The organism is Pseudomonas sp. SHLD1, from assembly GCF_028640935.1.
Taxonomy (GTDB): Bacteria; Pseudomonadota; Gammaproteobacteria; order Pseudomonadales; family Pseudomonadaceae; genus Chryseomonas; species Chryseomonas aestiva.
The window spans coordinates 141,892-165,879 of the sequence record NZ_JAQZAD010000011.1 but is presented as its reverse complement, the minus strand read 5'-3'; the positions used below and the strand labels follow the sequence as shown (position 1 = coordinate 165,879).

At 67.6% G+C, this 23,988-nt stretch carries 24 protein-coding genes and 1 other RNA gene; 10 read left to right on the top strand and 15 right to left on the bottom strand.

Going from position 1 to position 23,988, the window contains the following annotated elements; genetic code table 11:
* Nucleotides 1-31: 31 nt before the first annotated feature.
* Nucleotides 32-955, bottom strand: a complete 924-nt coding sequence (locus PVZ77_RS04070) for a LysR substrate-binding domain-containing protein (protein ID WP_273809974.1) — start codon at nt 953-955, stop codon at nt 32-34.
* A 144-nt stretch (nt 956-1,099) separates the two neighbouring features.
* On the opposite strand from PVZ77_RS04070, the gene PVZ77_RS04065 reads away from it, so the two are divergent.
* Nucleotides 1,100-1,816 (top strand): TetR/AcrR family transcriptional regulator, encoded by a 717-nt coding sequence (locus PVZ77_RS04065; protein WP_273809973.1) that lies wholly within the window; start codon nt 1,100-1,102, stop codon nt 1,814-1,816.
* A gap of 46 nt (nt 1,817-1,862) precedes the next feature.
* On the opposite strand, the gene PVZ77_RS04060 is transcribed toward PVZ77_RS04065, so the two are convergent.
* Complete coding sequence (locus PVZ77_RS04060; protein WP_273809972.1) at nt 1,863-3,899, bottom strand: NADH:flavin oxidoreductase; 2,037 nt, start codon at nt 3,897-3,899, stop codon at nt 1,863-1,865.
* Nucleotides 3,900-4,077: 178 nt separating this feature from the next.
* On the opposite strand from PVZ77_RS04060, the gene PVZ77_RS04055 reads away from it, so the two are divergent.
* The 3 genes from PVZ77_RS04055 (at nt 4,078) to PVZ77_RS04045 (ending at nt 6,721) form a co-directional block, all read left to right on the top strand.
* Nucleotides 4,078-4,827: an electron transfer flavoprotein subunit beta/FixA family protein gene (locus PVZ77_RS04055; RefSeq protein WP_273809970.1), complete on the top strand. Its 750-nt coding sequence runs from the start codon at nt 4,078-4,080 to the stop codon at nt 4,825-4,827.
* On the top strand, nt 4,827-5,753 hold the full coding sequence (locus PVZ77_RS04050; protein ID WP_273809968.1) for an electron transfer flavoprotein subunit alpha/FixB family protein: 927 nt from the start codon (nt 4,827-4,829) through the stop codon (nt 5,751-5,753). The genes PVZ77_RS04055 and PVZ77_RS04050 overlap by 1 nt, the downstream gene beginning before the upstream one ends.
* 86 nt (nt 5,754-5,839) lie before the next feature.
* The gene (locus PVZ77_RS04045) at nt 5,840-6,721 is read left to right on the top strand and encodes a glycine betaine ABC transporter substrate-binding protein (protein WP_273809966.1); all 882 of its coding nucleotides are present in this window, start codon (nt 5,840-5,842) and stop codon (nt 6,719-6,721) included.
* A gap of 57 nt (nt 6,722-6,778) precedes the next feature.
* On the opposite strand, the gene PVZ77_RS04040 is transcribed toward PVZ77_RS04045, so the two are convergent.
* The 3 genes from PVZ77_RS04040 to PVZ77_RS04030 all read right to left on the bottom strand — a co-directional run bounded on the left by PVZ77_RS04040 (nt 6,779) and on the right by PVZ77_RS04030 (nt 9,729).
* Entirely contained in the window at nt 6,779-8,308 is a 1,530-nt protein-coding gene (locus PVZ77_RS04040) for an apoptosis inducing factor family protein (RefSeq protein ID WP_273809964.1), read from the bottom strand.
* Between the two features lie 81 nt (nt 8,309-8,389).
* Complete coding sequence (locus PVZ77_RS04035) at nt 8,390-9,304, bottom strand: cation diffusion facilitator family transporter (RefSeq protein ID WP_273809962.1); 915 nt, start codon at nt 9,302-9,304, stop codon at nt 8,390-8,392.
* Nucleotides 9,304-9,729, bottom strand: a complete 426-nt coding sequence (locus PVZ77_RS04030; protein ID WP_017639149.1) for a hypothetical protein — start codon at nt 9,727-9,729, stop codon at nt 9,304-9,306. The genes PVZ77_RS04035 and PVZ77_RS04030 overlap by 1 nt, the downstream gene beginning before the upstream one ends.
* Nucleotides 9,730-9,856: 127 nt before the next feature.
* Between PVZ77_RS04030 and PVZ77_RS04025 the strand changes: the two genes are divergently transcribed.
* A non-coding RNA gene (locus PVZ77_RS04025) (sX9 sRNA) lies at nt 9,857-9,932 on the top strand.
* Nucleotides 9,933-9,975: 43 nt separating this feature from the next.
* Complete coding sequence (gene hrpB, locus PVZ77_RS04020) at nt 9,976-12,480, top strand: ATP-dependent helicase HrpB (protein WP_273809960.1); 2,505 nt, start codon at nt 9,976-9,978, stop codon at nt 12,478-12,480.
* Nucleotides 12,481-12,568: 88 nt separating this feature from the next.
* Here hrpB and PVZ77_RS04015 read toward each other — a convergent pair whose 3' ends face one another.
* Nucleotides 12,569-13,072: an Lrp/AsnC family transcriptional regulator gene (locus PVZ77_RS04015; RefSeq protein WP_273809958.1), complete on the bottom strand. Its 504-nt coding sequence runs from the start codon at nt 13,070-13,072 to the stop codon at nt 12,569-12,571.
* Nucleotides 13,073-13,210: 138 nt separating this feature from the next.
* Between PVZ77_RS04015 and PVZ77_RS04010 the strand changes: the two genes are divergently transcribed.
* Nucleotides 13,211-14,146 carry a DMT family transporter gene (locus tag PVZ77_RS04010; RefSeq protein WP_273809957.1) on the top strand — a complete coding sequence of 312 codons (936 nt, stop codon included), beginning with the start codon at nt 13,211-13,213 and terminating at the stop codon, nt 14,144-14,146.
* A gap of 84 nt (nt 14,147-14,230) precedes the next feature.
* On the opposite strand, the gene PVZ77_RS04005 is transcribed toward PVZ77_RS04010, so the two are convergent.
* Nucleotides 14,231-14,494 carry an NPP1 family protein gene (locus PVZ77_RS04005; protein WP_273809955.1) on the bottom strand — a complete coding sequence of 88 codons (264 nt, stop codon included), beginning with the start codon at nt 14,492-14,494 and terminating at the stop codon, nt 14,231-14,233.
* Nucleotides 14,495-14,549: 55 nt separating this feature from the next.
* Between PVZ77_RS04005 and PVZ77_RS04000 the strand changes: the two genes are divergently transcribed.
* From PVZ77_RS04000 to PVZ77_RS03990, 3 genes are all read left to right on the top strand, one after another.
* Entirely contained in the window at nt 14,550-15,380 is an 831-nt protein-coding gene (locus tag PVZ77_RS04000) for an oxidoreductase (protein WP_273809954.1), read from the top strand.
* Between the two features lie 12 nt (nt 15,381-15,392).
* Nucleotides 15,393-16,331 (top strand): AraC family transcriptional regulator, encoded by a 939-nt coding sequence (locus PVZ77_RS03995; RefSeq protein ID WP_273809952.1) that lies wholly within the window; start codon nt 15,393-15,395, stop codon nt 16,329-16,331.
* Nucleotides 16,332-16,443: 112 nt separating this feature from the next.
* A complete protein-coding gene (locus PVZ77_RS03990) occupies nt 16,444-16,872 on the top strand; it encodes a pyridoxamine 5'-phosphate oxidase family protein (RefSeq protein WP_273809951.1) in 429 nt (142 codons plus the stop codon).
* A 12-nt stretch (nt 16,873-16,884) separates the two neighbouring features.
* On the opposite strand, the gene PVZ77_RS03985 is transcribed toward PVZ77_RS03990, so the two are convergent.
* The 8 genes from PVZ77_RS03985 to PVZ77_RS03950 all read right to left on the bottom strand — a co-directional run bounded on the left by PVZ77_RS03985 (nt 16,885) and on the right by PVZ77_RS03950 (nt 23,946).
* Nucleotides 16,885-18,093, bottom strand: a complete 1,209-nt coding sequence (locus PVZ77_RS03985) for an amino acid deaminase (RefSeq protein WP_273809949.1) — start codon at nt 18,091-18,093, stop codon at nt 16,885-16,887.
* Entirely contained in the window at nt 18,090-18,863 is a 774-nt protein-coding gene (locus PVZ77_RS03980) for an IclR family transcriptional regulator (RefSeq protein ID WP_273809948.1), read from the bottom strand. The genes PVZ77_RS03985 and PVZ77_RS03980 overlap by 4 nt, the downstream gene beginning before the upstream one ends.
* Before the next feature lie 14 nt (nt 18,864-18,877).
* The gene (locus tag PVZ77_RS03975) at nt 18,878-19,264 is read right to left on the bottom strand and encodes a RidA family protein (protein WP_273809947.1); all 387 of its coding nucleotides are present in this window, start codon (nt 19,262-19,264) and stop codon (nt 18,878-18,880) included.
* Between the two features lie 28 nt (nt 19,265-19,292).
* Nucleotides 19,293-20,057 (bottom strand): amino acid ABC transporter ATP-binding protein, encoded by a 765-nt coding sequence (locus PVZ77_RS03970; protein ID WP_273809945.1) that lies wholly within the window; start codon nt 20,055-20,057, stop codon nt 19,293-19,295.
* Nucleotides 20,054-20,716 (bottom strand): amino acid ABC transporter permease, encoded by a 663-nt coding sequence (locus PVZ77_RS03965; protein ID WP_160924018.1) that lies wholly within the window; start codon nt 20,714-20,716, stop codon nt 20,054-20,056. Before PVZ77_RS03965 ends, PVZ77_RS03970 begins: the two co-directional genes overlap by 4 nt.
* 10 nt (nt 20,717-20,726) lie before the next feature.
* Entirely contained in the window at nt 20,727-21,389 is a 663-nt protein-coding gene (locus PVZ77_RS03960) for an amino acid ABC transporter permease (protein ID WP_273809943.1), read from the bottom strand.
* Nucleotides 21,390-21,437: 48 nt separating this feature from the next.
* Nucleotides 21,438-22,217: a transporter substrate-binding domain-containing protein gene (locus tag PVZ77_RS03955; protein ID WP_273810341.1), complete on the bottom strand. Its 780-nt coding sequence runs from the start codon at nt 22,215-22,217 to the stop codon at nt 21,438-21,440.
* Nucleotides 22,218-22,482: 265 nt separating this feature from the next.
* The gene (locus PVZ77_RS03950) at nt 22,483-23,946 is read right to left on the bottom strand and encodes an N-acyl-D-amino-acid deacylase family protein (RefSeq protein ID WP_273809941.1); all 1,464 of its coding nucleotides are present in this window, start codon (nt 23,944-23,946) and stop codon (nt 22,483-22,485) included.
* Nucleotides 23,947-23,988: the final 42 nt, after the last annotated feature.

The window sequence follows — 23,988 nt, the reverse complement described above, 5'->3', positions numbered from 1 at the left end:
TGAGTCTGGGTTATGCGATGAAAACCTTGTGCTAGAGCGGTCTGCAGGCGCCTGGCTCGTCGCGCAGCCAGGTCGGCAGCAGGTCGCCCACCACCGACTGGCGACCATGGGGTACCACCAGGTAATAGGCATCGCGCGGCTTGACGATGAAGTCCGTCACCCGGACCAGTTGGCCGTCCGCCAGCAGTGGGGCGACCAGACGCTGCCAGCCCAGGGCAATCCCCAGGCCCTGGGTCGCCGCCCGGATGGTGTCGGCATAGTGGGTACAGCGCAGGCCGATGCGCAGCCGCGGTGGGGTATGGTCCAGGGCGCGGAACCAGGTGCTCCAGGTCATCCAGCCTTCCAGCGTGGCGTCCGAGTCGATCAGCGGACTCTGGTAGAGGTCCGCGATGGAGTGCGGCGCGGCATGGCTCACCAGCCACCCGGGTGCGCAGACCGGAAAGACCTCTTCGTCGAACAGCAGGGTGGCCGTGCCATCATCCCAGCTGCCATCGCCGTAGCGGATGGCCAGATCGGCCTCGCGATGCAGCGGCGGGACCAGCCGCAGCTGGAGATCGGGCAGCAGTGCCTGCAAGGCCGGCAGGCGGGGCATGATCCGCAGATGGGAGAAGGCGCTGGTACAGGCCAGGACGATTTCCTGCTCGGCCTGGCCGTCGAGGATCTTGTCGAAGGTCGCCGCGATGCGCTGCAGCGAATCACCCATGACCAGAAACAGCGCGCTGCCGTCGGGGGTGAGCTGGATGGCCCGGTGCAGGCGGTGGAACAGGCGGGTATCCAGCAGTTCCTCGAGGAAGCGGATCTGCTTGCTGACTGCGGCCTGGGTCACCCCGAGTTCCTGGGCGGCCAGGGTGAAGCTGCCGAGGCGAGCGGCAGCCTCGAAGACCAGCAGGGCATTCATGGACGGGATGAGCCGGCGATAGCCTTTGGAACGTCGCATGGATTCGGAGCGCTGCATGGGAGCCTGCCTTCGCCGGGGCTATGCCTTCAGTCCCGATTCATCACGGCGGAAGCCGTAGAGAAGCGGGCATCCACCTGGATGCGCAGAGAAAAGCGCGGTGCTGTACAGTTGCTGGACAGTATTGCACGGGACAAGCGGTCGATGGCGCGACAGAGCAAGGCGCGGGACAAGGAAAAGGACGCCGACAGTGGCTGGCGCGGCTCGGCCGATGGCTGGCTGGAGGCCGCCTACGAGGCCCTGAAGGAATCCGGCATCGATGGCGTCAAGGTGATGCCGCTCGCCAAGCGGCTGAAGCTGTCGCGTACCAGCTTCTACTGGTTCTTCGAGGATCGGGAGCACCTGCTGGCCGCACTGCTTGATCGCTGGCGCGACAAGAACACCGGCAATCTGATCCGGCAATGCGAGAGCTATGCTGAGAGCATCGCCGAGGCGATCCTCAATGTCTTCGAGTGCTGGTTGAACGCCGAGCTGTTCGACTCCCAGTTCGAGTTCGCGGTCCGCAGCTGGGCGCTGCAATCCGCCGAAGTGGCGGAGGCCATCGCCCTTGCCGATCGCACGCGCATGGCGGCGCTTTCCAGCATGTTCCAGCGCTTCGGCTACGACGCCGATGCGGCCGACACCCGGGCGCGGACGCTGTACCTGACGCAGATCGGCTATATCTCGATGAAGACCGCCGAGGGGCTGACCGAACGCTTCCGGCGCATCCCGCACTACACCAGCATCTTTACCGGTGAGCGCCCCACCCGGCGTGAACTCGACCGCTTCTTCGGCAAATTCGGTTATGCCGAAGCCGAGCCCGGGGTCTTCGTGACGCTCAGCGAGACCTTCCGCCAGGCGCCGGCAGCGGACGAGCTCTAGGTCTGCTGGCAGCTGCCCCGGCCTGCGACCAGGGCAGCTCGCTGGGCTACAGATCCTTCACCAGGCGCAGCGCATCGTAGATCGCCGCATGGGTATTGCGCGCGGCCACGGCATCGCCGATACGGAACAGCTGGAAGCGCCCGGCCGGGTTGGTGACGATGTTCTGCGGCTTGCCGGCGATCAGGTCCTGGTGCTCCACGGCGCCGTCGTTCCTCGACTGTGGCCGCAGCTCGAAATAGAGATCGTCCAGTGGCACGGTCCCGTGGTTCACCACCACCTGATCGACCACGCGTTCCTTGTGCACCGGGCCATAGTCGCTCTTGAAGGTGGCGACCAGCCGACCTTCGCGCCGCGCGACCCGGTCGACGCGGTAGGTCACCGTGAAGGTCACGTCGAGGTCCTGCAGCGTCCTCATGTAGGGCACCAGGTTCATGGCCATGACTTCCGCGGAAAAGGCCCGATCCGGGGTGACGATCTCCACCTGGGCTCCGCTCCTGGCGATGACCTCGGCGGCCTGCAGGGCAGCATGATCGCCGGCGTCGTCGAAGATCAGCACCTGACGACCGGGTTTGACGTCGCCGGAGATGATGTCCCAGGTCGAGACGGTGAGGTCGTTGCCCTGGCTGAGGATCTCGGTGTGGGGCAGGCCGCCGGTGGCGACGATCACCACGTCGGGTTCTTCCGCCAGTACCGTGTCGGCCTCGGCCCAGGTGTTGAAGGCGAATTCGACGCCCAGGCGTTCGCACTGGGCCATGCGCCAGTCGATGATGCTGATCATCTCGCGCCGCCGTTCGCTCTGGGCGGTCAGGCGGATCTGCCCGCCGGGGCGATCGGCGGCTTCGAACACCTTGACGCGGTGGCCGCGCTCCCCGGCTACCCGCGCCGCCTCCAGACCGGCCGGGCCGGTACCTATGATCACCACCTTGCGCGGCAGCGCCGCCCTGGGGATGTCGTGCGGCATGCTGGTCTCGCGGCCGGTGGCGGCGTTGTGGATGCAATAGGCCGCGCCTCCCTGGTAGATGCGATCCAGGCAGTAGTTGGCGCCGACGCAGGGGCGGATCTCTTCTTCGCGCTTCTCGATGATCTTGCGCACGATGTGCGGATCGGTCATGTGCGCCCGGGTCATGCCGATCATGTCGACCTTGCCCGAGGCGATGGCGTGGCGCGCGGTGGCGACGTCGGGAATCTTCGCGGCGTGGAAGGTCGGAAAGCCGGTGGCCGAGCGGATTTCACCGGCGAAATCCAGGTGCGGCGAATTGCGCATGCCCTGAATCGGGATGACGTCGGTCAGGCCGGCATCGGTTTCGATATGGCCGCGGATCACGTTGAGGAAATCCACCAGGCCGCTGTCCTTGAGCAGCCGGGAGATGGTCATGCCGTCGTTGGCGTCGATACCGCCGGGGAGGGTCTCGTCGCCGGTGTAGCGAATGCCTACCAGGAAGTCTTCGCCGCAACGCTGGCGAATGCCGCGCAGGATCTCGAAGGTGAAGCGCATGCGGTTTTCCAGCGAGCCGCCATAGGGGCCGTCCAGGGTATTGGTCAGCGGCGACCAGAACTGATCCATCAGATGGCCGTAGGCCTGCAGTTCCAGGCCGTCGAGGCCGGCGTACTTCATGCGCTCGGCGGCGTCGACGTAGTCCTTGATGATGCGCTCGATATCCCAGTCTTCGATCTGCTTGGGGAAGGCCCGGTGCGCCGGCTCGCGCTCGTGGGAGGGCGACACGACCGGCAGCCAGTCCGCCTTGTCCCAGCGGGTGCGGCGGCCCAGGTGGGTGAGTTGGATCATCACCGCGGCGCCGTGCTCATGGCATTCGTCCGTCAGGTCCCGCAGCCAGCCCACCACCTCGTCCTTCCAGGCCAGCACGTTGTTGAACACCGGCGGGCTGTCGCGGGAGACGGCCGCCGAGCCGGCCGTCATGGTCAGGGCGACCCCGGCCTTGGCGCGCTCGACGTGATAGGCGCGGTAAAGCGCCTTGGGCATGCCGTCCTCGGGATAGGCCGGCTCGTGGGACGTGGTGATGATGCGATTGCGCAGGGTCAGGTGCTTGAGCTGGTACGGCTGCAGGAGCGGATCGGTGGACATCTCGGGCTCTCCGGGCTGACGACATCAGGCGTGTTTTCACTCAATCTGGGTTGAATGTACATCGGTGTCAATAAATAAATCTATCGTGTACATTTCTCTTGCCGACGACGTCGAGCCATGGCTAGGATTGGCCCATCTCAGGTGGTAGCCACGGCCCCGAGGGGCCCCAGGAGAGACGATGAAAGTGCTGGTCGCGGTGAAGCGCGCCATCGATCCGAACATCAAGGTTCGGGTGAAGACCGACGGTTCCGACGTCGAGCTGGCAGGCGTCAAGATGGCCTTGAATCCCTTCTGCGAAATCGCCGTCGAGGAAGCCATCCGCCTCAAGGAGAGGGGCATCGCCCAGGAGGTCGTGGTGGTGACGGTCGGCGGCAGCGCCGCGCAGGAGCAATTGCGCGTGGCCTTGGCCCTGGGGGCGGATCGAGCGCTGCTGGTGGAGCTGCCGGGCCCCCTGGAACCCTTGAACGTGGCCAAGGCTCTGGCCCGCGTCGTCGAGCGTGAGCGTCCGGACCTGGTGCTCTTCGGCAAGCAGGCCATCGACCAGGAAAACAGCCAGACCGGCCAGATGCTGGCGCAACTCGCCGGCCTGCCGCAGGCCACCTGCGCCTCGGCGCTGAGCCATGCGGGGGGTGAGTGGATCGTCGAGCGCGAGATCGATGGCGGGCGCCAGACCGTCGCGCTGCGCTCGCCCGCGGTCGTGACCTGCGATCTGCGGCTCAACGAGCCCCGCTATGCCTCGCTGCCCGCGATCATGAAGGCCAAGAAGAAGCCGCTGGAGGTGCTTGACGGCACGGCGCTGGGCATCGCGACCAGAACGCATACCCGCCTGCTGGGCGTGCAGCCTCCAAGCCAGCGCTCAGCCGGCATCCGGGTCCAGTCCGTCGATGAACTGGTGAGTCACCTCAAACAGCGTGCAGGAGTGCTCTGATGACTACTTTGATCCTCGCCGAACAGCACCAGGGCCAGCTCAAGGCTGGCACGGCGAACGTCGTCATGGCGGCCAGGGAGCTGGCGCAGCCCATCGAGTTGCTGTTGATCGGGCCAGGCGCTGCCGCGGCGGCGGAGCAGGCGGCGGCCCTGGTCGGGGTGGACCGGGTGCTGGTGGTCGAGACCGCGGCGCCGTGCGCCCCGGAAAGCCAGGCCGAGCTGATCGCCGGGCTGACGGGCCGGCGGCCCGGGCAGTTGTTGGCCGAGGCCAGCGTCCAGGGGCGTAGCGTCCTGCCGCGGGTGGCTGCCTTGCTCGATGTGGGGATGATCGCCGAGGTCATCGGCATCGACAGCCCGACGGTGTTCCGCCGGCCGATCTATGCCGGCAATGCGATCGCGCGGATCGAATCCCTCGATGAGGTGCAGGTCCTGACGATTCGCGCGTCCGCCTTCGCCCCGGCGGAGCAGGGCGAGACGCCTTGCCCGATCGTGCGACTGGAGCAGGCGTTGATACCGGCGGCGAGCCGTGTCGTCAGCGAGGTGCTCAGCACCAGTGCACGGCCCGAGCTGGGCAGTGCCCGCGTGGTGGTGTCCGGCGGGCGGGGTCTGGGCAGCCGGGAGAACTTCGCCCTGGTAGAGCGGGTGGCCGATCGGCTGGGCGGCGCCGTCGGGGCCTCGCGCGCCGCGGTGGATGCCGGCTTCGCCGGCAACGACCTGCAGGTGGGCCAGACCGGCAAGCATGTCGCGCCCGATCTCTATGTGGCCGTGGGGATCAGCGGCGCCATCCAGCACCTGGCGGGCATGAGCGGTTCCAAGGTCATCGTCGCCATCAACCAGGATGCCGAGGCGCCCATCACCCAGGTGGCCGACTACACCCTGGTGGCCGATCTGTTCCAAGCCCTGCCGGACCTGGAGCGGGCGCTCTAGCGGACGCTTCCTACCCCAACAACAACACGTTCTTCACCTTGAGACTGCCAGCAACAACAACACTACAAACGCCGGAGATAGAGCTGATGAATGTTGCACAGAACATGAAGCGCAAGGTGCTGGGTCTGGTCGCCGTGGTGGGCCTGACGATCGCCAGCCAGGTAATCCAGGCCGCCCAGGGACCGGTCCGCATCGGCTGGGTCAACTGGTCGGACGCGGAAATCACCGCGAAGCTCGCCCAGGTCGCCATCGAAGACCAGCTGAAGCTGCCGGTGAAGCTGGTGCAGGCCGACATCGGCATCCAGTTCCAGGCCTTGGCCAACGGCAGCATTGATCTCATCCCCATGGTGTGGTTGCCCACCACCCATGCGGTGTTCGTCGACAAGCACAAGGACAGACTCACCGATCTGGGCGTGCTCTACGAGGGCAAGCTGGGCATGGCGGTGCCGGAGTCCGTTCCCCAGAGCGAGCTCTCCAGTATCGAGGACCTGCAGAAGCCGGAAGTACGGGCCAAGCTCGACGGCAAGATCCTGTCCTCGGAAGTCGGCAATGGCCAGTACAAGCTCACCGAGAAGGCCTTCGACATCTACCAACTCAAGGGCTACAAGATCGTCGCTTCGTCCGAAGTCGGCATGCTCACCGAGATGGAACGCAATCTGAAGCGCGGCAAGTGGTCGGTGATCAATGCCTGGAGTCCGCACTGGATGTTTTCCAAGTGGAAGCTGCGCTATCTCGACGATCCCAAGGGGGTCTTCGGTACGGCGGAGCAGATCCATGCCATGGCGCGCAAGGAGTTTCCGGCCGAGTACCCGCAGGTCGCCACCTTCTTCGCAGACTACCACCTGCCGGCCGGCGACTTGCAGCAGCTGATGCTCCAGGCGCGTGACAGTTCCGCCGACAAGGTCGTGGCCGATTACTACGCGGCCCACAAGCAGCTGTTCACCGAGATGTTCAACGCAAGGAACTGAGGCGCCACGGACCGACCGGACGCACCTGTCCCTCGGGTGCGTCCGGGTCGTTCCCGCTCAGGACGTTGCCAGGACGTCCAGGGCGCGGGCGCGCGACAGTGGCTGGCGCATGAGCTGGCTCAGCACCGCGGTGGCGCGTTCTCGCTGGCAAGCCACGACGCCGACCACCCGCTCTGCGGCCAGCAGCAGGGCGACGAAGGTCTGGTCGCCCAGGCTGCCGTCGAGGTGCATGTCGTCCCACTGGCCGGGATGGCCGAGGTATTCGTAACGCTTGCCGTGATGCAGGGTCCAGAAGAAGGGCACGTCCGCGTAGCTCTCGGCGTGGCCCAGCAGATTGCGCGCCGCCAGGCGGCCGTGTTGCTGGGCCAGACGCCAGTGTTCGATGCGGGTGGGTTGGCCGGCATAGGGAAAGGTGGCCAGATCGCCAACGGCGTAGAGGCCCGCGGCGGCCTGGAGCTGGGTATCCACCGGGACGCTGCCGTCATCCGCCAGGGGCAGATTGGCCAGGAAGGCGGTCGCCGGGGCGATGCCGGTACCCACCAGGACCAGGTCGGCGGGCAGGTGGGTACCGTCCTTGAGGCTGACCTGGCGCACCTGGTCGTCGCCGGCAAAGCCCACCACCTCGTTGGGAGCATGGAAGGTCACGCCATTGGCTTCATGCAGGGTCTTGAAATGCTGGCCGAGGGTCTCGCCCATCTGCTTGACGAAGGGCAGGGAAGCGGGGGCGACCACGTCCACCGCCAGGCCCTGCTTGCGCAGGGCGGAGGCGGCTTCCAGGCCGATGAAACTGGCACCGACGATCACCGCGCGGCCCTCTGCAGGCAGATCGGCGAGGATCGCGGCCGCGTCGGCGCGGGTCCGCAGCAGGTGGACGCCCTTGAGCTCGGCACCGGGCACCTCAAGGGGCCTGGGTTCGCCGCCGGTGGCGAGCACGCAGCCGGCGTAGCTCAGGGTCTGGCCGTTGGCGAGTTGCAGCTGGCGGAGCTGGGGATCCAGGTGCGTCACCTCGGCGTGCAGGCGTTCGATGCGCTGCTGGCGGAAGAAGTCGGCCTCGCGCAGCGGTGGGGCTTCATCGGGGGCCTTGTCGCCCTGGAGGACGAATTTGGACAGGGCGGTCCGGTCATAGGGCTCACCCGGTTCGCGGCCGATCAGCAGCAGGCGGCCGCCAAAGCCGAATTCGCGCAGGGCCGCCGCTGCGGCGGTGCCCGCGGCGCCCGCACCGACGACGATGAACAGGCGATCGTCGGACTGGGGCTCCGCCGTCTGCGCGGGCAGGGGCTCGGTCCCGACCAGCACCTCGCCGTCGCGCACGTCCACCGGATAGCGTTGCAAGGCATCCAGCGCCGGCGGTTCGCAGAGGCGGCCATCGTCGACGGCGAAACTGGCCTTGTGCCAGGGACAGACCAGGCGGCCCTGGCAGACCGCGCCCTCGGCCAGCGGCGCGCCGGCGTGAGGGCACTGCGCCTGGAAGGCACGTACCTCGTCACCGACGCGCAGCAGCAGGATTGCGGTGCCTTCGATCTCGACCGCGGTACCGCGGTCTTCGCGCAGGTCGGCAAGGTGCGCGACCGGGTGCATGGTTTTCATGGTGGACTCCGGCGCCGTCTGGGGCGCTCTCTCGAATCAGGCTCAGCAGATTCGAGAGAGCGCAGCGGCGCCAGGTTCCGCTCAGGGGGCGGGCGGCAACGGATGACGGTGCGGAACGTCGGGTGCGTCCAGCGGATCGGCGTGGACCAGCACCTCGGCCTGGGGATACTCGGCGCGGATGGCGGCTTCCACTTCGTCGCACAGCACATGGGCACGGGACAGGCTCATCTCGCCCGGCAGCTCCAGGTGCATTTGCACGAACCAGTGATTGCCGGAGAGGCGGGTGCGCAGGTCGTGGGCACCTTCCACCCCCGGGACTTGGCAGGCCAGCTGCAGCATGTGTTCGCTGATGTCGGCGGGCAGTTCCTGGTCCATCAGCACGCCAAAGGAATCGCGAGCGATGCCGTAGGCGCTCCAGAGGATATAGAGGGCGATGGCCAGGCCGAACAGCGGATCCAGCCAGTACCAGCCGAAGCCGGTCAGCGCCAGGGCGATCAGGATGCCGACATTGAGCAGCAGGTCGGAGCGATAGTGCAGGGCGTCGGCGCGGACCACTGTGGAGTCGGTGAGGCGGATGACGTGCTGCTGGTAGGCCACCAGCACGGCGGTCAGGGCCAGGGAAAACAGGGTGACGGCGATGCCCAGGGCATGGGCGCCCAGGGGTTCGGGTTGCTGCAGCCGCCCGATGGCCTGCCAGGCGATGAGCACGGCGCTGACGCCGATGAAGACCGCCTGGGCGATGCCGGCCAGGGACTCGGCCTTGCCATGGCCATAGCGGTGGTCGTCGTCCGCCGGCTTGAGGGCGTAGTGCACCGCCAGCAGGTTGAACACCGAGGCCAGGCCATCAAGCAGCGAGTCGGTCAGGCCGGCGAGCAGGCTGACCGAGCCGCTGAACCACCAGGCCACGGCCTTGGCCAGGATCAGCGTCGTCGCCACTGCCACCGAGGCGGCGGTGGCGCGACGCAGGAGCCGCTCGGTGCCGTGCGGGTCGCTCATCAGGCGCGCGGGGCGAGGCCCAGGCTGGCGAGCTGCTCGTTGCTGCCGCTGCGCTGCAGCAGGCGCGGATCGTCCAGCGGCAGGTTGTGGCCGGTGGCCTGCTGGATAATGGCCTTGAGGCGCGCGCGATCAACGCTGCCATCCGGGTTGACCGCCTTGTTCAGCTCGCTGGGATCAACCTCGGCGCGCTTGTTGTCGGGCAGGTAGATGGCGCCGGTGGCGAAGTCCACGCCAAAGGCGATCAGGCCGGGAATGATGTAGAACAGCAGGCCGATGGCATCGAGGGCGACGATGCCCGGATCGATCCGGCCACTGCCGGTGATCTGGCCGCGGCGCTCGGGATAGAACAGCGAACCGCAAGCGGTCAGCTGGGTGAACAGGGCTGCGGCGAGGACGCCACACACCGCGCGGGTACGCATCGACATAGACAACCTCCGGTTGGATGAGGCCGCCACTATAGCGGCCGGAATCACGGCGGGCGAGACGCTTTAGAGCGACAAACAAAACTACTGCGCGTCTGCCATACAGGCGCGTGCAGTGCTCGGAATCCTCATGTACCACTCGTACACTGCGGTTCCTGCGCGCCGCGCGCACCTGCCTGACAGCCGCTCGCTACATTTTGTTAGCCGCTCTTATACTGCCCGCCCCGTTGAGACCACCGGCTGTGCCCAATGACGCCCTTGCCCATCGATGTTGTCCTGCCCGAGCTGCGCCAGGCCCTCGCCCACCGCGATGACTGCGTGCTGGAAGCGCCGCCGGGGGCCGGCAAGACCACCCGGGTGCCCCTGGCGTTGTTGCATGAGCCCTGGCTGGCCGGTCAGCGCATCCTGCTGCTGGAGCCGCGCCGGCTGGCGGCGCGCGCCGCCGCCGAGCGCCTGGCCGCGGAGCTGGGCGAAGGCGTTGGCGAGACGGTGGGCTATCGCATCCGCCTGGAAAGCCGGGTGGGCCCGCGCACCCGCATCGAGGTGGTCACCGAGGGCATCCTCACCCGACGGCTGCAGGACGATCCGGCGCTGGAGGGCGTCGGCCTGGTGATCTTCGACGAATTCCACGAGCGCAGCCTGGACGCCGACCTGGCCCTGGCGCTGACCCTGAGCGGCCGCGAACTGCTGCGTGACACCCCGCTCAAGCTGCTGGTGATGTCGGCCACCCTGGAAGGCGAACGCCTGGCTGCCTTGCTGGGCGGAGCGCCGGTGGTGCGCAGCGAAGGGCGCATGTTTCCGGTGACGACCCGCTGGAGCCGACCGCTCGGCCAGGACGAACGCCTGGAGGCGCGGGTGGCCGCCTCGGTGCTGCAGGCACTGGACGAGGAGACCGGCAGCCTGCTGGTCTTTCTGCCCGGCCAGGCGGAGATCCGCCGCACTGCCGAGCGCCTGGCGGAGCAGCTGCCCGCGGGGGTATTGCTCTGTCCGCTGCACGGCGAGCTGGAACTGGCCGCCCAACGCGCGGCCATCGAGCCGGCGCCGGCGGGTAACCGCAAGGTGGTGCTGGCCACCAACATCGCCGAGACCAGCCTGACCATCGAAGGGGTGCGGGTGGTGGTGGACGCGGGCCTGGCGCGCGTGCCGGCCTTCGATCCCGGCAGCGGCATGACCCGCCTGACCACCCGCCGCATCTCCCGTGCCTCGGCGACCCAGCGCCAGGGCCGCGCCGGCCGCCTGGAACCGGGGGTCTGCTATCGACTCTGGTCGGAAGAGCTGCATCAGCAGCTGCCGGCCTATGACAGCGCCGAGATCCTCCAGGCCGACCTGGCCGGCCTGGCCCTGCAACTGGCGCGCTGGGGCATGAACGCCGAGGAGCTGGCCTGGCTCGATCCCCCGCCCGCTGCCGCCCTCGCCCAGGCCCGCGATCTGCTGCTGCGGCTGGGTGCCCTGGACGACCAGGGCGTGCTCACGCCTCACGGCCAGGCCATGAGCGGCCTGCCGGCCCATCCGCGGCTGGCCCACCTGCTGTTGCGCGGTCAGGCCTGGGGCCTGGCCGAGCGCGCCTGCGAGATCGCCGCGCTGCTGGGCGAGCGCGACCTGACCCCGGGGCAGGGCGCCGATCTGCACACCCGTCTCCTGCTGCTGGCGGGCGAAGGCCGGGGTCCGCGCGGCGGCGTGGCGCGCATTCGTCAGCTGATCCGCCAGTATCGCAGCCTGTTGCGCGGCCCGGCCGGGCAGCCGGTGGCCGATCCCGAACACCCGCGCTGGACCGGGGCGCTGCTGGCCTGCGCCTATCCGGATCGCATCGCCCAGCAGCGCAAGGCGGGTGGCCAGGACTACCGCCTGGCCAATGGCCGGGCCGCCAGCTTTGGCGAGCCGGATGGATTGATGAAATCGCCCTGGCTGGTGGTGGCCGACCTGGGCAGTCGCCAGGGGCAGCGCGAAGAGCGCATCTACCTCGCCGCCGAACTGGATCCGGCGCTGTTCGAGGGGCCGCTGGCCGAGCAGGTGGTGCGTCACGACGAACTGGATTGGGACGAGCGCGAAGGCGTGCTACGCGCCGAACGCCAGCGGCGGATCGGCCAACTGGTGCTGAGTCGCGAGCCGCTGAAGAATCTGGACGCCGCCGCCCGCAGCCGGGCGCTGCTCGGGCTGGTGCGGCGCAAGGGCCTGGAGTTGCTGCCCTGGACGCCGGAACTGCGCCAGTGGCAGGCCCGGGTGGCGCTGCTGCGCCAGCTGGACCTGCAGCAGAAGCAGACGAGCGACTGGCCGGAGGTAAGCGACACGGCGCTGCTGGCCAGCCTGGAAGACTGGCTGCTGCCCTATCTGGAGCGCGTCACCCGGCTGGCCCACTTCGCGAATCTGGATCTGGCCGCCATGCTGCAGGGTCTGCTGCCCTGGCCACTGCCGCGCCAGCTGGACGAACTGGCGCCGCGCAGTCTGGCGGTGCCCTCCGGCTCCAGCATCCGCCTGGATTACAGCGAGCAGCCGCCGGTGCTGGCGGTACGGCTGCAGGAGCTGTTCGGCCTGGCCGACACCCCACGCCTCGCCGGGGGGCGGCTGGCGGTCAAGCTGCACCTGCTCTCGCCCGCGCGGCGACCGGTGCAGGTCACCCAGGACCTGGCCAGCTTCTGGGCCAATACCTATGGCGAGGTGAAGAAGGATCTCAAGGGCCGCTATCCCAAGCACTACTGGCCGGACGATCCCTTGATCGCCGAACCCACGGCGCGAGCCAAGCCGCGGGGGACCTGACCGAAACCCCGGAGCGGGCAAGGCTTTGGCTCTCGGGCGGAGCCGCCTGGACGCGGGCCCGACCTGGCTGGACGGGTGCTCCGAACGCTCAACCGTTGCTGCCGGCCGGACGTTTTCGCAGATGATTGGTGGGCAGGGCCGTGGTGTATTTCACCTGGCTCAGGGCAAAGCTCGATCTGATGCTGGCCACGACGGGGATGGAGGTCAGGCAGTCGAGCAGGAGCGTCTGGTATTTGCTCAGGTCTTCGCTCACCACCCGCAACATGAAGTCCGCCTCGCCGCTCATGAGGTAGCACTCCATCACTTCCGGGCGCTCCTTGATCGCGTTGGTGAAGATCTCCAGGGACTGCTTGTCCTGAAGTTTGAGCGACACATGCACGAAGACGTTGATGGCCAGGTTGAGCGCTGCCGGATCGACCAGCGTCACGGCGCCGCGCAAGACGCCACGCTCCTTCATTTCCGCGACGCGTCGCCAACAGGGTGAAGCGGAAAGGCCCACGATATCGGCCAGCTCCGCATTGCTGAGCTCCGCATTTTCCTGAAGCGCATCGAGGATACGCAGGCTGGAATCGTCGAGCGTTGCTCGGCTCATGGTGAGATTTTCCTGTGATTATCTATTTATAGGTAGAACTTACTCATCTTCCCTTTTTGAAGGAACAGATAGGTGCATTTTTCCGCTGGTATCGCCGCATCATGACCCTGGGCAATCTGCTTGCGACGGGGTGGCATCATGGGCGTTTCAATCCAGCATCTGGCGAAAAGCCGCATCAAAGGCCGGGGAATCTCCTCCACCTACCTGTGCCTGGGACTCATGGTGCTGCTGTGGGGCAGTAGCTGGCCGGTGACAAAGCTTGCCCTGCACAGCGTGCCGCCGCTCTGGCTGGCGACCCTCAGATTCGCCAGCGCCGCGCTCTGTCTGTTCGCCTATCTCGGCGTGCGAGGGCAGCTCAGGCGGCCCACCCGGCAGGACCTGCCCATCGTCGCCAGCGTGGGCCTGCTGCAGATGATGACCTTCACCGGACTCGGCATGGTGGCGATGGTGCATGTCGACACCAGCAAGGCCGTGCTCCTGGCCTACACCACGCCGCTGTGGTGCGTGGTCGTGGCCTGGGTGCTGTTTCGTGAAGTGCCGACCCGGCTGCAGCTTGCCGGGCTGCTGGTGGGGATGGCGGGGGTCGTCGCGGTCTGCTCCCCTGGAGAGCTCGACTGGACGCAGCGGGACACCCTCGTGGGGGCGGCCTTCCTGCTGCTGGCGGCGGTGAGCTGGGCGATCGTCATCCTGCATGTGAAGCGCCATTACTGGGTGACCCCGGCGCTGCTCCTGGCACCCTGGCAGATGCTGTTGGCCACCATCCCCCTGGCGATTGCCGCCTACCTCGTCGAAGGGCCGCCGATCGCCATCGTCTGGGATCGAACGCTGGTCGAGGCGCTGTTGTTCATCGGTCCGGTCGCGACGTCGGCCTGCTTCGTCATCTCGGCGGAACATGGGCGGAGGATCTCCACGTTCGGCATGTCGAATTTCACCCTGGGGGTGCCGCTCGTGGGTACCGCCTTCTCCTGTCTGGCGTTTGGCGCGACCGTCTCCCCGCTGTTTCTTGCCGGGCTCGGGTTGGTGATCCTGGGGGTCGGCGTCTCGGCCCTGGCCACGCGAACCGGGCGTCGCTAGCGGGCTGTTCCCGCAGCCAAGGTTACAGCCTTGGTTGGACGCCTGCGGCGACGCCGCCAGCGAGCCCCTGCTACCCCAGAACGGTCACGGGGCCTGCCGGGCCTTCTGCAGGTTGGACCAGAAGGCCCCGCCAGCCTTGAAGCGCACATTCGCCGCGCCGAGGTCGTTGCCGTTCAGGGTGTTCCTGGCGGGTACCGGCAAGCGGCTCCAGCTGATCAGCGCCTGGCTGCGCCCCACGTCGTGGGTGGCATCGGGGGAGTGGCCGGCGAAGCCCTTGTAGGTCGTCTGATAGGCGCCAGGAGGGTAGCGGTCGAGAGGATTGGGCAAGACCTCCAGACGATCCGGCAACGAAGGCGCCAGGCACCGGCGCTAGCATGGCCGCTTCCAACGAGGGGAGTGGACCATGAACGAGCACAAGACCCTTTTCATCACCGGGGTGAGCAGCGGCCTGGGCAACGCCCTGGCGCGGGAGGCCCTCGCGGCCGGCCACCGCGTCATCGGCACGCTGCGCCGGGAAGCCGATCTTCAGGCCTTCGCCGCCTTGTCGGACCGGGCTCATGGCGTGCTGCTGGATGTCACGGACCATGCTCGCCTGGCAACGGTGGTGGCCGAGGTTCAGGCAGCCCACGGTCCGGTGGATGTCCTGGTCAACAATGCCGGCTACGGCCATGAGGGCATTCTCGAAGAATCGCCGCTGGAAGAGCTGCGCCAGCAATTCGAGGTCAATGTCTTCGCGGCGGTCGCCGTGACCAAGGCCTTCCTGCCGTCCTTCCGCGAGCGGCGCCGCGGTCATATCATCAACATCACCTCGATGGGTGGCACCATCACCCTGCCGGGTATCTCCTACTATTGCGGCAGCAAGTTCGCCCTCGAAGGCATCTCGGCGGCCCTGGGCCAGGAGTTGGCACCCTTCGGCGTCTGGGTCACCGCCGTGGCACCCGGTTCCTTTCGCACCGACTGGGCGGGTCGCTCGATGCGTCGCAGCGCCCGCGGCATCGCCGACTACGATGAGCAGTTCACGCCGATCCGTGCGGCGCGGGAGGCCAAGAGCGGCAAGCAGCTGGGCGATCCGCGCAGGGCGGCCCAGGCCCTGCTGCAGCTGATCGCCCTGCCGGCGCCGCCTGCGCAGTTGCTGCTGGGGAGCGATGCCTTGCAGCTGGTGCGCGAACGTCTGGCCACGGCCAGCCGGGAGATCGAGCGCTGGGAGGCCCTGACCCTTTCCACCGATGGCTGACGCGGAGGCCCCATGAATCCGAGCGATCCCTTTGCCAGCCGGGTGGTGGCGCTGCTGGGCAGGCTGGCGCCCCAGGAAGGCTACAACCTCAGCCCTCTGGAGGATGTGCGCTTCCTGCGCTCGGATCGCCCGCTGACCGGCGTACCCGTGCTCTATGATCCCGGGGTCGTCATCGTCTGCCAGGGCGGCAAGCGCGGCTACTTCGGTGACCGCGTCTATCAGTACGATGCCCAGCACTACCTGGTGGTCTCCGTGCCCGTGCCCTTCACCATGGAGACCGATGCCAGTCCGGAGGCACCGCTGCTGGCCATCTATCTGCGGCTGGATTTCGGGCTGCTCGGCGACCTGGTCCTGCAGCTCGACAGCGAACTGGGACCGGCGCTGGAGGCGCCCCGCGGGCTCTATGCCTCGCCGCTCGATGAAGCGCTGCGCGCTTCGACGCTACGCTTGCTGGAGGTCTTGAGCGTGCCGACGGACGCCCGGCTGCTGGGGCCGGCGCTGCTGCGCGAACTCTACTATCGGATCCTCACCGGCGCCCAGGGCGGATCACTGCGTGCGGCCCTGGATCGCCAGGGTCGTTTCGGCCGCATCGCCCGGTCGTTGCGCACCCTGCATGCCCGCTATGCCGAGCGGCTGGACGTCGCCGCGCTGGCGCAGGAAGCGCGGATGAGTCAGCCCAGCTTCCATCGCCACTTCCGCGACGTCACGGGTACCACGCCCATGCAGTATCTGAAGTCGACCCGTCTGCACCAGGCGCGGCTGTTGATGCTGCGCGACGCCCTCCCGGCGGCGAACGCGGCCTTTGCCGTAGGCTACGAGAGCGCCTCCCAGTTCAGTCGCGAATTCAAGCGGCTGTTCGGCCGGACACCGCTGGCGGAGATCGACTGGATGAAGGCCACCTATGCACTGCCGGCGCCGCCTGCGACGGCGGTCTATGTCTCTTCGCACTAGGGCTGTCCGTCCGAAAAGCCCGGTCGCGGCCGCCGCGCCGGAACCAAGCGGCAGCCGTCCCCGGTCTGAATGCAGACGGGCACTGCCTGCCCGCCCAACCGGAGCGACCCCCATGGCCGACAAGACCCTGCACGACCTTTCCAAAGCGATGCGCGATTTGGATTTCTGCATGCTGACCACCGGCACCGGGCGTTTGACCAGCCGGCCGATGAGCAACAACGGCGACGTCGAATACGACGGAGACTCCTGGTTCTATGCCTACGAGGACTCGGCCAAGATCCGTGACATCGAGCAGGATCCGGCGGTGGGGCTGAGCTTCAGCGAAGGCAAGAGTCTGCTCGGCAAGCCCGGCATCTTCATCGGCATCGAAGGGCATGCCGAGCTGATCCGCGACAAGGCGCAATTCGAGGCGCACTGGACCAAGAGTCTGGATCGCTGGTTTCCCCAGGGCACCGACACGCCCGGCATGATCCTCATCAAGGTGCATGCCGAGCGCGTTCGTTACTGGGATGGGGAGGAGCAGGGCGAGTTGCGGCCCTAGAAGGCTGCGCCGCTAAAAACAGGTGGCGAAGGTCTCCACCACCCGTAGCTCGCTGTCGACGATGCAGCCCTGGCGCCACTTGTCGAAGGTCAGGCAGGGGTGGGAGGTGCCCAGCGCGATGATGTCGCCGATGGCCAGCGCGGTCCCTGGGGCCACGACCATGAAGGCGTGCTGGTCCATGATGGCCGTGACCGTGCAGCCGCTGACGTCGACGGCGTCGGCAGCGGTCCGACCCGGCCGGTAGCGGCGCAGTGGCAGCGGCAGGCCGGCATCGTGGGCGATGTCGCGCTTGCCCAGCGCCAGGATGGCGAAACCGGGTTCGGGCATGGACTGCACGTGAGCCCAGACCTCCAGCGCCGGTTGCAGGCCCTCGTTCAGACCGGTGCGGGCCAGGACGCCACACTGGGCATCGCGATAGATCCCGTGGTCATGGACCACATAGCTGCCGGGGCGCATGACGGCGATAAAGCGCTCGCGCACTTCCAGCTGGTCGAAGGCGGCGGCGATCAGGTCGTACCAGGCTGACCCCGAGGCGGTGACGATGGGCCGGTCGAGGGCAAAGGCGCCCTGGCCACGCAATTCCTCCGCCAGGCGCACCAGGGAATCGGCGAAGGCGCGGATGTCGGTGGCCGCCTCCGCGCCATGGATCACTCCCTCGTAGCCTTCGATGCCGGTCAGGCGCAGCGCCGGTTGCCCGACGATGGCGCGGGCCAGTTCACGCACCTCGGATTCGCTGCGGCAACCGCAACGGCCGCCGGGTACGCCATATTCGATCATCACCTGCAGCGCCAGGCCGCGTGCGCCAAAGAAGGCACCCAGGGCGGTGACCTGGTCGGGATGATCCACCAGGCAATGGAAGTCGAAGTCCGGATCGGTGGTGAGCAGTTCGGCGATCAGCGCCATGTTCGGCGCGCCCACCAGCTGATTGGCCATCAGTACCCGGCGCACGCCATGGGCCTGGGCGGCACGGGTCTGCACCGCGGTGGCCAGGGTCATGCCCCAGGCGCCTGCGGCCAGCTGTCGCTGGAACAGCGCCGGCGCCATGCTGGTCTTGCCGTGGGGCGCCAGTTCGGCACCGCGCTCGCTGGCGAAGGCCTGCATCCAGGCGATGTTGTGGTCGAGGGCGTCCTGGTGGATGACCAGGGCGGGCAGGGCGATGTCGCTGAGCAGGCTGGCGCCAGGACTGGCGGCGCCTTTATCGGGAGCATGTAGAGCGGTCATGGATTCTCCTGGCCGCCCAGGCGCTGGGACAGGCGGCGCGCGCTGTCGACCAGCACCTGGCGGTACTCGGCATGGTGGGCCTGGGCGTCGGCGCGGGGCGCCACGATGCACAGGGTGGCGATGCTCAGGCCGCTGGCATCCCGCACCGGGGCGGCGAAGCAGTGGGTGTAGGTGTCGGCGATGCTGTCGAAGGAAAAGAAGCCTTCTGCGCAGGCGCTGCGGATCTCGGCGATAAAGGTCGCCGGGGGCAGGCGGCTGCCGTCGGGCAGGATGAAGTCGTCCGGATCGATCAGGGCGAGGATCTCGGCATCGCTCAGATGACCGAGCAGCAGTCGCCCGGACGCGGTCCAGGGAATGGGCGCGTCCTCGCCGACATTGGAGGAGATACGAAAGGCGCGGGCGCCTTCCTTCATCAGCGAGACGGTGTACTTGCGGCCGTTGAGCTGACACAGCTGGGCGGTCTCGCGGGTCTGGGCGACGATATCGTCCAAGAGCATCCCGGCCTCGCGGGCCAGATCGAAGTGGCGCAGGTGCGCCTGGCCGAGAAAGTACAGCTCGCGGCCCAGGTAGACCTGACCGTCGCGGCCCACGGCATCGAGCATGTGCCGCTCCAGCAACAGGCCGACCAGGTCGTAGACGGTGGACTTGGGAATGCCCAGGCCGGCGGCGATCTCGTTGGGTCGCAGCGGCCGACCCACCCGCTTGAGGTGATCGAGGATATCGAAGGCGCGGTCCAGGCCGCGGGCTCGTTGGCGGGTAGGTTCGGTCATCTGTGCGGTTTGTCTCAGGCCTTGGGTTTGTAGGCGATGCAGTCGATCTCGACCTTGCAGTCCACCATCATGGAGGATTGCACGCAGGCGCGCGCTGGGGCGTTGCCGGCGAAGTACTCGGCGAACACCTTGTTGAAGCTCCAGAAGTCGCGCGGATCGTCCAGCCAGACGCCGGCACGCACCACGTGCTCCAGACCGTAGCCGGCTTCGTGGAGGATGGCGATCAGATTCTGCATGGTCTTGTGGGTCTGGGCGACGATGCCGCCGTCGATGATCTCGCCCTTCTCCATGGCCACCTGGCCGGAGACGTGTAGCCAGCCATCGGCTTCCACCGCGCGGGCGAAGGGCAGGGGTTGGCCACCTGCGCCGCGTTCGCCGGCGCCGTATCGAGTGATGCTCATAAGGTTGCTCCTGTTACGGGGGAAGGATTCAGAAAGAGGTCCGGCCGAGGAATTCGGCGAGACGGGTGGAGCGCGGCCGCTCGAACAGCTCGCGGGGCGGACCCTGCTCCTCGATGCGGCCCTGGCTCATGAAGACGATGCGATCGGACACCTCGTAGGCGAATCTCATCTCGTGGGTAACCAGCAGCATGGTCATGCCGTCCTGGGCCAGGTCCTTGATCACCGCCAGCACCTCGCCGACCAGCTCCGGGTCCAGCGCCGAGGTGGGTTCGTCGAACAGCATCAGACTGGGATTCATGGCGATGGCCACCCGCTGCTGCTGCCCGCCGGAAAGCTGGCCGGGATGATAATCGCGGCGCTCGATCAGGCCGACTCGGCGCAGCCACTGCTCGCCGATGGCCACGGCTTCGTCCTTGCCCAGCTTCTTGACCTTGCGCAGGCCGAGGGTGACGTTTTCCAGGGCGGTGAGGTGGGGAAACAGATTGAATTGCTGGAAGGCCATGCCGGTGAGCGAGCGCTGGCGGGCGATCTCGCGCTCCGGCAGGCGCTGGCGGCGACCGCCTTCCTCGCGATAGCCGATGGCCTCGCCGGCCAGCCGGATGCTGCCGCCCTGGAAGTCTTCCAGCAGGTTGACGCAGCGCAGCAGGGTGGTCTTGCCCGAGCCGCTGGAGCCGATCAGGGTGACCACGTCACCGCGATCCAGGGACAGGTCGATGCCCTTGAGCACCTCCACGGCGCCAAAGCTCTTGTGCAGGTCGTTGATGCTCAGCAGGGGGACGTTGGAATCGGTCATGGCAGGGTCACCCGTTTTTCCAGATAGCGGCCGAGCCGCTCGATGGCGAAGTTGATGAGAAAGAACAGCAGCCCGGCGAACAGATAGAACTGCAGGGTCATGAACGTGCGGGCGATGACCTGTTGGCTGCTCAGGAGCAACTCGGCCACGCCGATCACCGAGAGTAGGGTGGAGGCCTTGACGATCTCGGTGGAGGCGTTGACCCAGGTCGGCAGGATCTGGCGCAGCGCCTGGGGCAGGAGCACCTCCTTGAGACTCTGGGCGAAGGTCAGGCCGATGGCCTTGGCCGCCTCGTGCTGGCCACGCGGAATGGCCTGCAGGGCGCCGCGGACGATCTCCGCCACATGGGAGCCGCAGAACAGCAGCAGCGCCGCGGTGCCAGCCTGGAAGGGCGTGGGCCGCAGGCCCAGGGCGGGGGCCATGTAGTAGCAGGCCAGCACCAGCACGAACACCGGGGTGCCGCGGATCAGGTCGGAGTAGAGACGGAACGGCAGGCGCAGCGGCCAGCGGCCATAGGTCAGCGCCAGGCCGCCAAGGGTACCGAGCAGGGTGCCGCCCAGCACCGCCAGCACGGAGCACGCCAGGGTGGTGGCGAAACCGGCGGCCAGGGTCTGGCGGGCGTTCCACAACTCCAGGAACCAGGAGGGGGCTTCGTACACGATCGGGCTCCTAGCGGTTAAGGCTCAGCCGTCGCTCCAGCTGGCGCAGCAGCAGGGCGATGACGTAGCAGGTGAGGATGTAGAGGGCGCTGGTCACCAGCCAGGTCTCGATGACCCGGTAGCTTTCCAGGTTGATCTTGCGCGCCTGGTAGGTCAGTTCCGGCACGGCGATGGCCGCCGCCAGGGAGGTGTCCTTGAACAGCGAGATGAAGCTGTTGGAAAGCGACGGCAGCACGTTGCGCAGCATCACCGGAATGATGACGTAGGCCTTGATCTGCCATTCGCGCAGGCCAATGGCCAGGCCGGCCTCGCGCTGGCCCTTGGGAATGGCCATGAGGCCGCCGCGAAACACCTCGGCCAGGTAGGCGCCGGCATAGAGCGCCAGGGTGATCAGAAAGGAGCTGAGCTTGTCCAGGCGGATGCCGATGCTGGGCAGGGCGAAGTACAGCAGGAGGATCAGTACCAGGATCGGGGTGTTGCGCACCAGGGTGACGTAGCCCGCCGCCAGCCAGCGCAGCGCCCGCACCGGCGAGAGCAGGGCGAAGGCCGTGGCCAGGCCGATCAGGCAGCCGATGGCGATGCCCACCAGCGCCAGCTGCAGGCCGAGGGCGAGCCCGGCCAGCAGGTGGTCCAGGTTCTGCCACACGGGGGCGAAGTTGAGGGTGTAGTTCATGCTCGACGTCTACCTAGAGGGCGCGGACAGGCCGCGCCGGGGCCAGGATCACTTGAACTCGACGGGGAAGCCGATCGCCGGGGATGGCAGCTCGACGCCGAACCACTTCTTGAAGGAGGCCTGGTAGGTGGGGAATTCCACGCCGGTCATGGCCTCGTGCAGGGCGGTGTTGACGAAGTTCAGCCAGTCCTGGTCGCCGCGCTTGACCGCGCAGGCGTAGGTCTGGGGGCTCCAGGCGTAGTCGGGCGAGCGATAGCGACCGGGATTCTGGGTCATCAGGTACTTGACCGAGGACTGGTCGGTGGCCACGGCGTCGGCGCGGCCGGTGCCCAGGGCCTGGTAGAGCAGGTCGACGCTGTCGTACTGGTCGACCTTGGCGCCGGGCAAGGCCTGGTGCACCAGTTCCTCGGCATAGACGTTCTGCAGCACGGCCACGGTCAGGTCGCCCTTGGCCGCCTTGAGGTCATCGATCTGCTGGTAGCGGCTGTTGGCCGGCAGGAGCAGGGCCACGCCCTCGCGGTAGTAGGGCAGGGTGAAGGCCACCTGCTGGGCGCGGCTGGCGGTCACGGTGATGAACTGGCAGCTGATGTCGACCTTGTCGGTGAGCAGGTTGGGGATGCGCGCATCCGAGCCCTGGACCACGAACTCGACCTTTTCCGGATCGTTGAACAGGCCCTTGGCGATGACCTTGGAGATATCGATATCGAAGCCGTGCAACTTGCCGTCGGCGCCCTGGAAGTGCCAGGGGGCGTTGGTGCTGCCGGTACCCACGACCAGATGGCCGCGCTTGAGTACGTCATCCAGCTTGGCCGCCTGGGCGCCGGTCATGGCGACCAGGCCGACCAGCAGCGCCAGCGTTTTCCACCCCTTCGTCTTGCCTGTCATAGCGTCTCTCCGTTTCCGTTGTAGCGGAATTATGTTCATAACAACGGAATCGATTGCAGTGACTGTGCCAGCTATTCGCCCGGCGTTGCAAATCAACGGCTTGGCTCGAGCGACGGGCAGCGGAGGGTGCTCCCGGTGCGCCAGGGGGCACCGGGAGGTGGCGGAAGGTAACGGCGGTGCACCAGGGCGAGGCGTTACCTGGTAGCGCTTAGCAGGGGCGCGGGAAGCCGTGCCGCAGATCGCCGGCGCGTGGCAGGAAGCGGCCATGGCGTTCGCCAATGGCCTGGTCCGGGGCATAGGCCAGGCGGCCATTCACCCAGACGGCGTGGATGCCTTCGGCCGGCCGTTGCGGGTCGCTGAAATCGGCCACGTCGCGGATGCGCCGGGGATCGAACAGCACCAGGTCGGCCTGGGCGCCCGGCTCGATCAGGCCGCGGCCGCTGAGGCCGAAGCGGGCGGCGGACAGGCCGGTCATCTTGTGCACGGCGGTGTGCAGCGGAAAGAGGCCGAGGTCACGACTGAAATGACCCAGCACCCGCGGGAAAGCGCCCCAGAGCCGCGGATGGGGAAAGGGATCCTCGGGCAGGCCGTCGGAACCGATCATGCTCAGCGGATGGGCGAGAATCAGCCGCACATCGGCCTCGCTCATGCCGTAGTAGACGGCACCCGCCGGTTGCAGGCGGCGGGCGGTTTCCTGCAGATCCAGACCCCAGTCGGCGGCGATGGCGGCCAGGTCGCGGCCGCCGCAGTCGGGATGCGGGGTGGACCAGGTGATGGTGATGCGGTGGCGATCGGTGACCTGCCTGAGGTCCAGGGTGGAGGAACTGGCCGCATAGGGATAGCAGTCGCAGCCGACCGGCTGACGATGGGCGGCCCGCTCCAGGGCGCCGAGCAATTCCGGTGCGCGGCCCCAGTTGTCCACCCCGGCGCACTTGAAGTGCGAGACCACCACCGGTGCCCGTGCCTGCCGACCGATGTCCAGGGCTTCGTCCAGGGCCTCGTGCACCGCGGCGAATTCGCTGCGCAGGTGGGTGGCATAGAGTCCGCCCACGGCGTCCAGCTCCGCGGCCAGTTCGGCCACTTCTGAGGTCGGCGCCGCCGCGGCGGAGGCATAGGCCAGCCCGCTGGAGAGCCCCAGGGCGCCAGCCGCCAGGCTGTCGCGCAATTCGAGGCGCATGGCGGCGATTTCGGCCGGAGTGGCGGCACGCTGGAGATCGTCCAGGTGGTTGCTGCGCAACGCCGTGTGGCCGACCAGGGCGGCCACGTTGACGCCGGGCCGCGCCTGCTCCACCGCCGCGCGGTAGGCGGCGAAGGTGGGATAGCCGAAGGCCGCTGCCGGGCCGAGCAGATTCAGCGGATCCGGCGGCTCGCCACGCAGCCGCACCGGGGCGGCGCTGATGCCGCAGTTGCCGACCACCACGGTGGTGACCCCCTGGCTGAGCTTGGGCAGTTGCTGCGGCCGGCGGATGACCATGGTGTCGTCGTGGGTATGGACATCGATGAAGCCGGGGGCCAGTACCAGGCCGCTGCCGTCGCGGACCTCCCGTGCCGGTTGGCCGGCCAGCTCGCCCAGCGCCTGGATGCGCTCGCCGGCAATCGCCACGTCGAGTACCCGGCCCGGACGGTCGCGACCATCCAGCACAAGGGCATTGAGAATCACTACATCATGCATGCTAGAGCCATCCTGCAACCGTTGAGGAGCGCCTTTTGACCG

What these genes read in the sequence shown, in the direction of transcription:
- PVZ77_RS04045 (WP_273809966.1), top strand. Translation starts at nt 5,840, where the DNA reads ATGAATGTTGCACAGAACATGAAGCGCAAGGTGCTGGGTCTGGTCGCC.
- PVZ77_RS04030 (WP_017639149.1), bottom strand. Translation starts at nt 9,729, where the DNA reads ATGTCGATGCGTACCCGCGCGGTGTGTGGCGTCCTCGCCGCAGCCCTG.
- PVZ77_RS03950 (WP_273809941.1), bottom strand. Translation starts at nt 23,946, where the DNA reads ATGCATGATGTAGTGATTCTCAATGCCCTTGTGCTGGATGGTCGCGAC.
- PVZ77_RS03955 (WP_273810341.1), bottom strand. Translation starts at nt 22,217, where the DNA reads ATGACCGGCGCCCAGGCGGCCAAGCTGGATGACGTACTCAAGCGCGGC.
- PVZ77_RS03985 (WP_273809949.1), bottom strand. Translation starts at nt 18,093, where the DNA reads ATGACCGCTCTACATGCTCCCGATAAAGGCGCCGCCAGTCCTGGCGCC.
- PVZ77_RS04015 (WP_273809958.1), bottom strand. Translation starts at nt 13,072, where the DNA reads ATGAGCCGAGCAACGCTCGACGATTCCAGCCTGCGTATCCTCGATGCG.
- PVZ77_RS04055 (WP_273809970.1), top strand. Translation starts at nt 4,078, where the DNA reads ATGAAAGTGCTGGTCGCGGTGAAGCGCGCCATCGATCCGAACATCAAG.
- PVZ77_RS03970 (WP_273809945.1), bottom strand. Translation starts at nt 20,057, where the DNA reads ATGACCGATTCCAACGTCCCCCTGCTGAGCATCAACGACCTGCACAAG.
- hrpB (WP_273809960.1), top strand. Translation starts at nt 9,976, where the DNA reads ATGACGCCCTTGCCCATCGATGTTGTCCTGCCCGAGCTGCGCCAGGCC.
- PVZ77_RS03990 (WP_273809951.1), top strand. Translation starts at nt 16,444, where the DNA reads ATGGCCGACAAGACCCTGCACGACCTTTCCAAAGCGATGCGCGATTTG.
- PVZ77_RS04070 (WP_273809974.1), bottom strand. Translation starts at nt 955, where the DNA reads ATGCAGCGCTCCGAATCCATGCGACGTTCCAAAGGCTATCGCCGGCTC.
- PVZ77_RS03960 (WP_273809943.1), bottom strand. Translation starts at nt 21,389, where the DNA reads ATGAACTACACCCTCAACTTCGCCCCCGTGTGGCAGAACCTGGACCAC.
- PVZ77_RS03980 (WP_273809948.1), bottom strand. Translation starts at nt 18,863, where the DNA reads ATGACCGAACCTACCCGCCAACGAGCCCGCGGCCTGGACCGCGCCTTC.
- PVZ77_RS03995 (WP_273809952.1), top strand. Translation starts at nt 15,393, where the DNA reads ATGAATCCGAGCGATCCCTTTGCCAGCCGGGTGGTGGCGCTGCTGGGC.
- PVZ77_RS04060 (WP_273809972.1), bottom strand. Translation starts at nt 3,899, where the DNA reads ATGTCCACCGATCCGCTCCTGCAGCCGTACCAGCTCAAGCACCTGACC.
- PVZ77_RS04010 (WP_273809957.1), top strand. Translation starts at nt 13,211, where the DNA reads ATGGGCGTTTCAATCCAGCATCTGGCGAAAAGCCGCATCAAAGGCCGG.
- PVZ77_RS04050 (WP_273809968.1), top strand. Translation starts at nt 4,827, where the DNA reads ATGACTACTTTGATCCTCGCCGAACAGCACCAGGGCCAGCTCAAGGCT.
- PVZ77_RS04040 (WP_273809964.1), bottom strand. Translation starts at nt 8,308, where the DNA reads ATGAAAACCATGCACCCGGTCGCGCACCTTGCCGACCTGCGCGAAGAC.
- PVZ77_RS04065 (WP_273809973.1), top strand. Translation starts at nt 1,100, where the DNA reads ATGGCGCGACAGAGCAAGGCGCGGGACAAGGAAAAGGACGCCGACAGT.
- PVZ77_RS03975 (WP_273809947.1), bottom strand. Translation starts at nt 19,264, where the DNA reads ATGAGCATCACTCGATACGGCGCCGGCGAACGCGGCGCAGGTGGCCAA.
- PVZ77_RS04000 (WP_273809954.1), top strand. Translation starts at nt 14,550, where the DNA reads ATGAACGAGCACAAGACCCTTTTCATCACCGGGGTGAGCAGCGGCCTG.
- PVZ77_RS04035 (WP_273809962.1), bottom strand. Translation starts at nt 9,304, where the DNA reads ATGAGCGACCCGCACGGCACCGAGCGGCTCCTGCGTCGCGCCACCGCC.